This window comes from Chitinophaga rupis, from assembly GCF_900109685.1.
Classification (GTDB): Bacteria; Bacteroidota; Bacteroidia; order Chitinophagales; family Chitinophagaceae; genus Chitinophaga; species Chitinophaga rupis.
This window is the reverse complement of the sequence record NZ_FOBB01000003.1, coordinates 685,432-697,733: the sequence shown is the minus strand read 5'-3', so window position 1 is coordinate 697,733 and position 12,302 is coordinate 685,432. Positions and strand designations below refer to the sequence as shown.

At 48.0% G+C, this 12,302-nt stretch carries 9 protein-coding genes; 5 read left to right on the top strand and 4 right to left on the bottom strand.

All coding sequences use genetic code 11. From position 1 onward, the window contains the following. Positions 1–39: 39 nt before the first annotated feature. The 3 genes from BMZ54_RS15910 to BMZ54_RS15900 all read left to right on the top strand — a co-directional run bounded on the left by BMZ54_RS15910 (position 40) and on the right by BMZ54_RS15900 (position 2,331). On the top strand, positions 40–780 hold the full coding sequence (locus BMZ54_RS15910; protein ID WP_202909260.1) for an MbnP family protein: 741 nt from the start codon (positions 40–42) through the stop codon (positions 778–780). Then, positions 780–1,838 (top strand): cytochrome-c peroxidase, encoded by a 1,059-nt coding sequence (locus BMZ54_RS15905; protein ID WP_089913553.1) that lies wholly within the window; start codon positions 780–782, stop codon positions 1,836–1,838. The genes BMZ54_RS15910 and BMZ54_RS15905 overlap by 1 nt, the downstream gene beginning before the upstream one ends. 91 nt (positions 1,839–1,929) lie before the next feature. Then, positions 1,930–2,331: a septal ring lytic transglycosylase RlpA family protein gene (locus tag BMZ54_RS15900; RefSeq protein ID WP_089913550.1), complete on the top strand. Its 402-nt coding sequence runs from the start codon at positions 1,930–1,932 to the stop codon at positions 2,329–2,331. Between the two features lie 52 nt (positions 2,332–2,383). On the opposite strand, the gene BMZ54_RS15895 is transcribed toward BMZ54_RS15900, so the two are convergent. Next, the gene (locus tag BMZ54_RS15895; RefSeq protein ID WP_089913547.1) at positions 2,384–2,953 is read right to left on the bottom strand and encodes a DNA-3-methyladenine glycosylase I; all 570 of its coding nucleotides are present in this window, start codon (positions 2,951–2,953) and stop codon (positions 2,384–2,386) included. Positions 2,954–3,175: 222 nt separating this feature from the next. Between BMZ54_RS15895 and BMZ54_RS15890 the strand changes: the two genes are divergently transcribed. After that, positions 3,176–4,681 carry a serine hydrolase domain-containing protein gene (locus BMZ54_RS15890; protein ID WP_162277558.1) on the top strand — a complete coding sequence of 502 codons (1,506 nt, stop codon included), beginning with the start codon at positions 3,176–3,178 and terminating at the stop codon, positions 4,679–4,681. Between the two features lie 108 nt (positions 4,682–4,789). Here the strand turns inward: BMZ54_RS15890 and BMZ54_RS15885 are convergent, their stop codons facing one another. The 3 genes from BMZ54_RS15885 to BMZ54_RS15875 form a co-directional block, all read right to left on the bottom strand. Further along, the gene (locus tag BMZ54_RS15885; protein ID WP_089914239.1) at positions 4,790–6,985 is read right to left on the bottom strand and encodes a DUF4954 family protein; all 2,196 of its coding nucleotides are present in this window, start codon (positions 6,983–6,985) and stop codon (positions 4,790–4,792) included. Positions 6,986–7,025: 40 nt separating this feature from the next. Beyond that, entirely contained in the window at positions 7,026–8,864 is a 1,839-nt protein-coding gene (glmS, locus tag BMZ54_RS15880) for a glutamine--fructose-6-phosphate transaminase (isomerizing) (protein WP_089913541.1), read from the bottom strand. Between the two features lie 348 nt (positions 8,865–9,212). Further along, the gene (locus tag BMZ54_RS15875; protein ID WP_089913538.1) at positions 9,213–11,585 is read right to left on the bottom strand and encodes a S9 family peptidase; all 2,373 of its coding nucleotides are present in this window, start codon (positions 11,583–11,585) and stop codon (positions 9,213–9,215) included. A gap of 106 nt (positions 11,586–11,691) precedes the next feature. On the opposite strand from BMZ54_RS15875, the gene BMZ54_RS15870 reads away from it, so the two are divergent. Continuing rightward, positions 11,692–12,219, top strand: coding sequence for a histidine phosphatase family protein (locus BMZ54_RS15870; protein WP_089913535.1), 528 nt, complete (start codon positions 11,692–11,694; stop codon positions 12,217–12,219). Positions 12,220–12,302 lie beyond the last annotated feature (83 nt).

The following is a 12,302-nucleotide window of genomic DNA, read 5'->3' as shown; positions in this document are numbered from 1 at the left end:
AATTCATTGTAATTTACTGTAGTAAAACATACGATGAATTTGCGGAACTTTCATTTATACCTGCCTGCTGCCTGCCTTTGCCTGCTTCTTTTCAGCGGAGCCAATACCTTTCATAGCGGTCCTATGCAACTGCAGTTCACCCATGTAGTGAATGGGAAACCCATGGCGCTGCAAACGGGCATTTATACGAATGCGGTAGGTGATTCTTTTAACATTACTATGTTCAAATATTACGTGAGTAACTTTTCGCTCACCAGCAGCAACGGGCAGGAGGTAAGCCTGCCACCGGCCTATTTCCTGGTAAATGAAAGCGATACGGCTTCCAAGACCATTACGCTGCCACCTATACCGGAAGGCATTTACAGCAGCATTTCTTTTTTGATAGGGGTAGATAGCATCCGTAATATGAGCGGTGCGCAAACCGGCGCTTTAGACCCTGTGAACGGTATGTTCTGGACCTGGAACAGCGGTTACATTATGGCCAAGCTGGAAGGGCTGTCGCCGGTATCCAAACAACCCAATAAGCTGATAGAATTTCATATTGGCGGTTTCCAGGGCACGCGTAATACGCTGCGCAGGGTAACGCTTACTTTTGCCAAACCATTTGCATTACCGCAGGCAGAACCGGTGGTAATGCCCATAGTAGCCGATGCCTATACCTGGTTCGGCCAGCCGAATACGGTTAGCTTTCAGCACGTATCATCCTGCACTACGCCGGGCGCGCAGGCTATGCGCATTGCAGATAATTACCAGCACATGTTCAGTATAAAGAGGGATTAGTGAAGGCTGTTTATTTCATAACATTTTTTTGCCTGCTGCTTTTGCTGGCTGCTTCCGAAGCTAACAACCGGAAAGCTGCCGCCATTGCGGTTCCTGAACCTTACCACCTGGAGCTTCCACCGGGCTTGCCCGCCCCTGTGTATGATCTTTCACAGAACCCGCTTACCAAACAGGGTATTGCGCTGGGCCGGCATCTGTTTTACGATCCCAGGCTTTCCCGCGACAGCAGCATCTCCTGCGGGTTTTGCCATCAGCAGTTTGCAGCCTTCGGGCATTTTGATCATGCCCTGGCGCATGGGGTAGAAGGGCGCATTGGCACCCGCTCTGTACCTACTTTGTTCAACCTGATCTGGCAAAAGAATTTTATGTGGGATGGGGGCGTGAACAACCTGGAAATACAGCCGCTTACACCCCTTACTGATGAAAATGAAATGGGTATGGACCTGGGTGTATTGGTAAAACGCCTGCAGGCCGATGCCGGTTACCGTAAAATGTTCAAGGCCGCTTATGGTACAGAGGAGGTGAACAGCCAGCGCTTATTCAGGGCTATTACGCAGTTCCTGGCCACTATGATCTCCTTTCAGTCCAAATATGACAGTGTAATGCGTAAGGCCCCTGGCGTGGCTTTTACGCCCGAAGAACAGGAGGGGTATGTGATCTTTAAGCAAAAGTGTGCAGCCTGCCATAAGGAGCCTTTTTTTACGGATTACAGCTATCGCAACAATGGCCTGCCTTACCTGCCTAATTTAAATGATGTAGGCCGTATGCGTATTACCAGCAGCACCGGTGATTACCTGAAGTTTAAGGTGCCTACATTGCGCAATATCCTGAAAAGCTCGCCCTACATGCATGATGGGCGCTTTTTCGACATTTACCAGGTATTTAACCAATATGCCCATGGCATAAAACCCAATGCCAGCCCAACTATAGACCCCCTGGTGAAAAATGGCATCCCCCTGTCCGACAAAGAGCAGCGGGAGCTGTATATGTTCCTGAATACGCTCACCGATCCCGGTTTTATTGCCAATTCGTCATTCAGCGAAATTCTTATACAATAGCCTACATATTTAACTTGCTTGAAACCAATAAACTGTAAATGGCGGTAATTTATACCTGTTTTCCAAGCATGGTTTTTGCCTTTGCAGGGGTATGATGAAACACATTAAAACAGGGTTCAAAATTTTAGTGGTAATTGCCATACTGACCCCGCCTTTATGGCTGGGCCGGGAAAAAAAGCGACCTGTGGTAGTGGCGAAAAAGTCAAAGTCAGACATGGGTACGGCCAGTTATTATGCGGATAAGTTCGAGGGCCGCAAAACGGCCAATGGAGAAGTTTTCGATAATGACAGCATGACCGCCGCCCATAACACCTTGCCATTAGGTACGTTGGTTAAAGTAACCAACCTGAGTAACGGCCGCTCCGTGATCGTTAAGATCACAGACCGCCTGCATGCCACTAATTCCCGCATCATTGACCTTACACAAACTGCCGCGCGTGAATTAGGCTTTTTAACAAGAGGTCTTGCACGTGTGAGAGTAGAAAGGGTGTAGGGAATAGTTCTTTTTTATGGTTAAATGCGCAGCAGTTTATGCTGCGCATTTTTTATTTTTTGCTGCGTGTAAAGCAGGTGGTTAAATGATCGTTTACCATACCTGTTGCCTGCATATAGGCGTAACAGATAGTAGAGCCCACAAATTTAAATCCCCGCTTCAGCAGGTCTTTGCTCATAGCATCTGATATAGGCGATTTAGGCGGTATTTCACTCAATGTTTTAAAGTGATTGATAACCGGTTTGTGATCTACGAATTGCCAGATGTATTTATCAAAGCTGCCGAACTCTTTTTGTACAGCTAGAAAGGCTTTGGCATTGCCGATGGTGGCGGCTACCTTTAACCGGTTGCGGATAATGCCGGGATCCTGTAATAGTTTTTCTACTTTTTTGTCGGTATAACGCGCAATCTTTTGCGCATCCCAGTTGTCAAATGCTTTACGGTAATTTTCCCGTTTAGTGAGCACCGTATACCAGCTTAGGCCGGCCTGCGCCCCTTCCAGGTTCAGCATCTCAAACAGGCGGGTATCATCGTGCAGGGGAATGCCCCATTCGTTGTCGTGGTAGTCTTTGTAAAGCTGATCTTTCAGGGACCAGCCGCAGCGTGATTTATTATCCTCCATAGAATTAATTACGATTATTCAATTACTAATTACGAATGTAAGGTTTGCATAGCTTACTACGCCATTCTCTGCTTTTAAAATGATCAAAAACGGACAAGCCTGTACCGGAAGCGGACATGATGCAATACTATAAATGATTAATAATCAATGAATATTGACAGCGGCATGCCGTTGGTAATCCTGTTGGCATCACATTATTCACCATTCAATGTTCAAATAATCATGAAAAGGTTTAAGCATTTATTATTCATAGCCCTTGTGCTTTTCGTGTACACCGCCCATGCACAGGATCTTGTTAAACATATAGACAGCAGCTTTAGCGCTCAATACAAGGAGCACGAATTTTCCGGCAATGTGCTGGTAGCGGAAAAAGGTAAAGTGGTTTATGAAAGATCTTTCGGGTATGCAGACCTGGAGCACAAGACCCTGAACTGCTCTGTATCTGCTTTTCAGCTGGCCTCTGTATCAAAAATATTTACATCAGTAGCCGTGCTGCAGCTGAAAGAAAAAGGGCAGCTACAGCTGGATGATGCCGTGGTAAAGTATTTGCCCGCTTTCCCCTACGAAAATATTACCATCCGGCATTTGCTGTCGCATACCTCCGGCCTGCCCGATTACCAGATCTTTGAACAGCCGAACCGGGAAGATACTACCCGCATTTTTAACAATGAAGATATTATTCCTGCGCTCAAAGCAGCTAAGCAGCCACTACGTTCCCAACCTGGTGAAAGCTGGAGCTATTCCAATACCGGCTATGGATTGCTGGCATTGATCGTTGAGAAGATAAGCGGTGAAAAATTCCAGGACTATCTGAAACAGTATGTTTTTAAGCCGGCGCATATGAAGTATACGTACATAGAAACATCGCTCATGTTCCTGAATAATAAGAACCGTACCAGGAACTATGATTTCCAGGAGTACGCCCCCGGCAAACTGAAGCAGGTATACAGCTTTCAGAGAAATAAGATCCCCACGCTTATACTGGGCAACATTGTAGGCCCCGGCCATGTAGTAAGCACCACCGGCGATCTGTTACAGTTTGATGAAGCTTTATACAACGGAACGCTGCTGCAGCCGGCTACCCTGGAAGAAGCGTTTACCCCGGTAAAATTAACCAATGGCACACTGGCTACTACCGGCTGGGCCAATGGCCGCTCTTATTACGGCTTAGGATGGATGATCCTGTGCGACAGCACCATGGGTAAAGTGGTATGGCATTCCGGCGGCGCACCGGGCATAGTAACTGCTTTTATCAGGAACATTACCCGCCACCAAACAGTGATTGCGCTGGATAATGTTACTCACCGCGGCTTACATACAGCTGGCATTAATGCGCTGTGTATGCTGAATGATCAGCCGGTGTTTGTTGGCAAAAGATCGCTGGCGCATATCTATGCACGCAAGTTGTATGAACAGGGGCCGGCAGCTGCTTCCGCACTTTTTAATACGCTGCAGGCAGATACTGTACATTATTTCCTGGATGAGCAGGCCCTGAATATCTGCGGACTGCAGCTGCTTTTTGATGGCTACCTGGAAGAGGGGCTGGACGCCTTGCAGCTGAACACTGTGTTATTTCCCAACAGCTGGAATGCGTATGATAGTTTTGCAGAAGCCTTGTTGCTGAATGGTAAAGAGCAGTCGGCCATTACCATGTATAAAAAATCAATTGCCATGAACCCTGATAACCAGGGCGGGAGAGAGGCGCTGAGGAGGATAAGTAAAAAGTAAAAAAGCAAAAAGTAAAAATTAAAAAGAGAGCGCAGGGAGGTGTTATTGATGAAAGGTTAATAGCTCCTTCCTGCGCTATGCATATGTACACGTTCTATTAATTCGTAATTACAACTTCGTTGCCAGCGCTTTCACTTGTTTCTTGTACTGCTTTAACTCCGTGATGGTTTGTTGTATAAAGCTATTGTCTTCCAGCTTGCCTACTACGGCTTCCATGTCGGCTTTGTTTTCGTAGGTCATGCTGCGGTAGGGGTTCTGGTAATCTTTTTCACGGGAGCGGTAAATACCTTCTGTGATCCAGCTCATGGTGGTAACGGATTGTTCCAGGTTTTGCTGAAAACGTTCAGCGGTAAATGTTCTGGCGTTGAGGCCCTGTACGTATAAGAGGCTGGCTACTGCATGCTCCAGTTTTTCCTGTGCATATTGTTGTCCCAGCTGTTCATAGGTTTCATGCAGCTGTGCCCAGCTGCTGATCTTCCCTTTTTTGATCTTTGTTTTCAGATCGTCTACCGTGGAGGCTTTCATCAGCTGTCCGCCAACATTGATCCAGGGACCGCGTTTGGCAGTTTTGGCAAGTGATTGCAGTGCGGCAAAAGAATCTATGCCCTGCGCCAGTATATTCCTGATGCCGTATAACACTACCAGTGCGCGGAACAGGGGATAGGCCTTGTGTACTTTCAGCAGCTGTGCTTTGCGCTGGCTGTTCTCCATTCCGTGTACCAGTATGGTGAGCCTGGCTACTTCTTCCGGCTGTTGCAACAGCAGCTCTTTACCTTTTTGCAGCAGCTCATTTTCGCTGAGCTGTTCTGTTGTTTGTCCTTGCGCGGCATACCAGGCCTGTGCTGTAGCCATTTCCATAATGGGCAGGGAGGTCAGTATTTCTTCTACACTATCCGGCGCCAGGTAATCATATTCTATGAGCTGGGTTTTGTCGGTACGTTTGTCGCGGTCCACATATTTCCAGGAGTTACGGGCCAGCGCATACATATTATGCAGGAACCAGTAACCGGGCATTATTTTCAGCGTATTATCATGCTCGCTGTTCAGGATCAGGCTAAAGGGAATGGGAATGTGCAGCTCCTGCATGTAAGTGCCTTTGGCAATTAATGCAAAGCTGGCAAACTTGGAATTATGTTTCAGGCTTACGCACAGGCCTGGCCAGAACCCGCGCCCGGCAATGATCTCACCATCTGCGCCGCGTGAATTGTGGTTAGAGCCAATGGTGGCGCCGGCAGCCATATTACTTTGCCCCATGATAAGGGCTGCACACAAAAAGGAGTTGTTATGGTGCTGCTCATGCGCCGGAAAAATAAGCGAGTTCAATACTTCGCAGCAGGAAATAGTAGCGTTATTGCCCAGGTAAGAGTTGATCAAACGGGCGCCATACTTCAGCTGTGAGTGGGAGGCCATTACAAAACGTACGGCCTTTACGCCGTAAAACACACGGCAGCCGTAACCAATGATACCGTTCACCAGCTCGCAGCCTTCGCCTATTTGCGAAGCTGCACCGGCCCGGCTGTTAATGGTGAGGTTCTTTAATTTGTTAGCGCCTTTGAGGTAAGCATCGCTGCCAATAGTTACATCTTTAATGATCTTACAATTTTTGATCACGCTGCGGTCGCCTACCAAACCGTAGTAGCCCCGTTTTTTATCAAACTGTTTTTCAGTGAATGCTTTGAACTTTGCTTGCAGGGCTTCGTCATCGCGGTTGCGGGTCCACAGGTAGGCATCGCCGGGCAGCATGCCATCAAAGGGCATTACGCTGCGGCCGCCGTTCTCATTACACAGCTCCAGCCATATGCGCACATTTTCCGGCTCGCCTTCCTTTATAATGCCGTTCCCGAACTTGGAATGATCGGTAGTGGCCATTTCATTTACATTGGCAATGATCACTTCATTACCGATGATGTAATGCGAGAGGAAATTCACATTATGCACTACCACGTTATCGCCAAAATCGCAGGCGCAAATGGTACTGTTATATAAGCCTACCGGCAAACGCAGGTTATGAAATTCCAGGAAATAAGGCTCCAGCTTGCCAATGCGTACCATGCCAAAAAAGTGGCAATGCTTTACCAGCCGGGCATCAAATTCGTTGGCTACAAAGATCTGGTTCCAGTCGTCAGAGGTATTATCGTTCTGTACAAGGGTTTCTATTTCAAGTGCGTTCAGCTTGCGGTATCCGTTACGTTTGCCCCATTGCTCATTACGCAGGTAGTATTCATCTTTGCCTTTGGGTAGGGAGGTTTCATCTACAAATTGGTACCCCAGCTGGCTTAGTGGTTTTTTCTGAATGTGGTTCATGGAATTTTTTTGGAATGAATAAGCAGGAAGTAACATCCATTTACTCAACGGTTACAGACTTGGCTAAGTTCCGTGGCTTATCTACATCATATCCTTTCAGTACGCCTATATGGTAGGCCAGCAATTGTAAGGGGATCGTGGAAATTACCGGCGCCACCAGCTCATCTGCTGCCGGCACTTCTATCACATCATCGGCCAGCTCGCTAATCGTAGTATCGCCTTCTGTAACAATGGCTATCACCTTGCCTTTGCGGGCTTTGATCTCCTGTATGTTGGAAACTATTTTTTCATAATAGCTATCGCGGGTAGCTACAAATACCACAGGCAGGTTTTCATCTACCAGCGCGATAGGACCGTGTTTCATTTCTGCAGCAGGGTAACCTTCCGCATGTATGTAAGAGATCTCCTTCAGCTTCAGCGCACCTTCCAGCGCTACGGGGAAATTGTATCCACGGCCCAGGTACAGGAAATCGCGCGCATCTTTGTATTTGGCGGCTACTGCTTTTACGGCTTCATTGAGCTTTAAAGCAGTGGCTACTTTTTCGGGAATATCCTGCAGCTCATCCAGCAAATGCTGAAAACGTTGCTGGGTAATGGTACCTTTTTCTTTGGCTACTTTCAAACCTATTAAACACAATACCACCAGCTGTGCGGTAAAGGCTTTGGTGCTGGCTACCCCTATTTCCGGACCGGCATGCGTATAGGCGCCGGCGTGAGAAAGGCGTGCAATGGAAGAACCTACCACATTACATACACCCAGGATAATGGCGCCCTGCTGTTTAGCGCTTTCAATGGCTACCAGGGTATCGGCCGTTTCCCCGGACTGTGATACTGCAATGATCACATCCCCTTTACCTACTACCGGATTGCGGTAGCGGAACTCCGATGCATATTCTACTTCTACCGGAGTGCGGCACAGCTCTTCTATCATGTATTCTGCTATGAGGCCGGCATGCCAGGAAGTTCCGCAGGCCACGATGATGATGCGGTTGGCATTTTTCAGCAGATCGGCATATTCATCGCGGATGCCGCCTAAGGTCAGCTGTCCGTTCTTGGCGTCCAGACGGCCTCGCAGGCTGTCGAAAATAGTTTGCGGCTGCTCAAAGATCTCTTTGAGCATAAAATGATCGTAACCGCCTTTTTCAATAGCGGTGAGCTCAATATCCAACTTTTGTATGTAAGGTGTTTGCCGTTCGTTGGTGATGTTTTTCAGGATCAGCTCATCGGCTTTTACAATGGCGATCTCATAGTCATTTACATACACTACTTCTTTGGTATATTCCACAATAGGGGAGGCGTCGGAGGCTAAAAAGTGTTCTCCCTTGCCTACGCCTATTACCAGTGGGCTGCCTTTGCGGGCGGCTATCAGGGTATCCGGGTTATCTTCATCCACAATTACGATCACGTAGGCGCCTACCACTCTTTTTAATGCAATGCGCAGGGCCTCTTCTACTGAGCACTGGTTGCTGTTGCGGATCTCTTCTATAAAATGAATGAGCACTTCGGTATCGGTATCGCTCTGGAAAACGTGCCCTTTTTTGATCAGCTCCTGTTTCAGCTGTGCATAGTTTTCAATAATACCGTTGTGGATCATTGCCAGCTTACCATCGCCGGAGGTATGGGGGTGGGAGTTGCGGTCGCAGGGCTCCCCGTGTGTGGCCCAGCGGGTATGGCCAATGGCAATGGTGCTTTGCATGTTCTTACCGGTCAGGAAATCTTCCAGGCCGGCTACTTTACCCATTTTCTTATAAACGTGTAATCCGTGGTTGATAATGGCTACACCGGCGCTGTCGTACCCGCGGTACTCCAGTCTTTTGAGGCCCTTTAATACAACGGGGTAGGCCTCCCGGTTGCCTATATAAGCTACAATTCCACACATTTTTGCTAAATTTTAGCACACAATATCCGTAATAATTGTGAATTAGGAGCAAAAAGCAGAAAGCAGAAAGGATAAAGCAGAAAGCTTAGTACTGCACATGAGGTGTGGTACGCAAAATGCGATATATGCGTGTGGAGCATAAAGGATAAAGCAGAAAGCTTAGTACTACATATGAGGGGTAGTACGCAAATGAGCATAAAGCATAAAGGATAAAGCAGAAAGCTAGTACTACACCTGGGATGTAGTACGCAAAATGCCGTAGAGGAAATGCAAACCATAACCTGCTTAACACGTACTACAAATGAGGGCGTACTACGCATTGAGCTTTATGCTTTCTGCTTTGCGCTTTCAGCGTAACAAAGTTTCATCAAACAACTTCAAGATCCGCTTATACTCATCCGTCCAGCTGCTGGGGGTGGTGAAACCATGATCTTCTACCGGGAATACGGCCAGCTCCCAGTTGTCTTTACCCAGCTCAATAAGGCGTTGCGACAGCCGTACAATATCCTGGAAATGCACATTCTCATCTACCATACCATGACACATCAGCAGGCGGCCTTTTAACCCGTTTGCAAAATAAATGGGAGAGGAGCGGCGGTAAGCAATACTATCTGTAAAAGGCTCATTTAAAATGTTGCTGGTATAACCGTGGTTATAATGCGCCCAGTCTGTAACAGAGCGCAGGGCAGCGCCGGCGGCAAATACATCCGGCGTGGTGAACAGGGCCATCAATGTCATGAAACCACCGTAGCTGCCACCGTACATGCCTATACGTTTTTTATCAATGCCCTGTTGGCTAACCAGGTATTGAGCGCCATCTACCTGGTCGTCCAGGTCTTTGCCGCCCATATAACGGTAAATGCCGGTGCGCCAGTTGCGCCCGTAACCGGCGCTGCCGCGGTAGTCAATATCCAGCACGGTATAACCTTTATCGGCCAGCAGGTTATGGAACATGTATTCCCTAAAATACTGGCTCCACCATTTATGCGCATTTTGCAGGTAGCCTGCGCCATGTACAAATATTACGGCAGCGCCATTCTTTTTACCGGCAGCAGGTGTATAGAGGCGGGCATACACGGTAGCCCCATCGCGGGCAGTGAAGGTCACTACTTCCGCATCGCGCCAGGGGTAAGCACGGAATTCAGCAGATTGTGCCTGGTTGGTTACCTGCACAGGCTGCGCACCGCTTTTGTTAGCCACTACGTACAGTTCCCAGGGTTTGGTAGTATAGGAATAACGGTAAGCAATCCACTGTTCATCCGGCGACAGGAACATTTCATGTGCCCCTTTATTATGGGTAAGCTGCTCTTTATTGCTGCCATTGATGTTAATGCGGTACAGCTGTTTTTCACCGGGATGCACTTCATTGGTTACAATGTAAAAGTGCTGCTTATCCTGCGACAACTGCACATCCTGCACTTCATACTTACCGCTGGTAATGGCTTTGGTTTGCAGGGTGCTTACATTGGTGGTGTATAAATGAGAATAGCCGCTGGCCTCTGACTGGTACCAGCAGGTGTTCTCATCTATCCAACCCAGGTTGGAGCGGCCTGCCCAGCCTATGCCGGGGCCAGCTATCCAGGCTTCATCACGCTGGCGGTTCAGCAGTTTTAGCTGCCCGGTAAGGGCATCCAGCAGCATGATCCAGCGGTCTTTATTGTCTTCTGAACGGATGTCAACTATGGCATGGGTGCCATTCTCAGACCAGTAAGGGCCATGGATCACTACCGGCCTGGGTTTGGGCGTTTTAATGGTATCCTTCTTTTTCGTATAATCTTTCAGGTAATCCGGCTGGTCGGTAATGCCGGGTATATGATTGGTGCGGATGGCAATAACGGTATCCCGCTGCCGGTCGTATACAAAACTTTCAAAGGCGCCCTGTGCGGCACCTACTTTGGTGCGGCCGGAGATATCTTCTGTAAACCCGCTTTCTGTTACATAACTGGGCACAATGGTGGTATGCACTCCGGTGGGCCCGCGGTACAGGCGGTAAGTAATAAAACGTCCGTCGGGGCTAATGATGGTATTTTCATGGTTCTTATCGGCCGTATAAATAGTGCGCAGCTTTTCCGGCTCCTGTGCTTTGCGGAATAGTTTGGCGCTGTCTTTTTTTACTTTGGCATCTTTCAGCACCTGCATCAGCTCCAGCTGCTGGTTATGCAGGTATTTTTCCTGGTCGTTGAGGTCAGCGGGGCTTTCAGAAGGAGCGCTGCCTTTCTGGAAGCTGGTGAGCTGTTCTGTTACGCCGCTGCTGAGATCCCAGGCAAACAGATTTTGCTCCTGCTGGTACACGATCTTCTTTTCTGCAAAGCTGAACAGCGGGTTGCTTTCATATACATTGGTGCTGGTAATACGGCGTATGTTGCCGGTTCTTACTTCCAGCAGGTAAATGTCGCCGTTATAGCTGTACACCATTAAAGACCTGTCCCGGTTATAGGTGCCGGCGGATTGTGCCAGCAGCAAGGCCCTGTTACGGGCAGGAGCTTTCAGAGGGGTAGTATTATCTACCGTAGCCATGTACAGGGAATCTGACAGCGCTTTTTCCGGGTTCCAGGTAAAAAAGATGGTTTTATTATCAGCGCCCCAGAACACATTATCAGGGGAGGTACCTATCCATTTCGGGTCGCACATGATCATATTCACGGTTAGGGCGGGCGCCTGTTGTGCATAGGTATTTTCAAAGCTCAATAAAATAATGGCCGGGATCATCCATTTTCTCATAGCAGAGTTTTATTTTGCTAAAAGTATAAAAAGGGGAAACATAATCCTATGAGACCGGTACCTGACCTGCGGTTATGTGCCGGGTAATTTATAAACTAATTGCCGGATGAGATACCATCTATGTTTACTGTTCCTGCTGGCAGTAGCCTGCCAAACCGCTCCTGTAAAGCAGCCTGAGCCCGTTACAGAGGATAGCACCTTTTTAACCGGTACTTTTTTCCTGGTACGGCATGCTGAAAAAAATCCGGGGGTGGATTCCACCCTTACACCGGAAGGGGAGGAGCGGGCCCGGAAACTCCTGGAACTTTTAAAAGATTCCGGTTTACAGAAGATCTACTTTACGCCCTATAAAAGAACGGTACAAACCGCCGACCCGCTGGTAACGCAGCTGCACCTGGATACGGTGTTCTACAAACCGGATAGCTCCGGGGAATCGCTTATTTACGAGATCACCCGCCACCAGGACTGGGGCAAGCGTGTACTGATCGTAGGCCACAGCAATACCCTCATACCAATGCTGCATACGCTGAAAGCTAAGCCGCTGCCGGATTCTATTGGGGACAATCAGTTCGGTAATCTCTTTATTGTTTATAAGCGCCGTGATTCGGTACGCCTGCTGCGGCAGCAGTACTAATTAATAATTAATGATTAATAATCGCAGGGCTGGTTTCACGCGTTATAACTGTGCTCCTGATTATTAATTATTCATTCTTCATT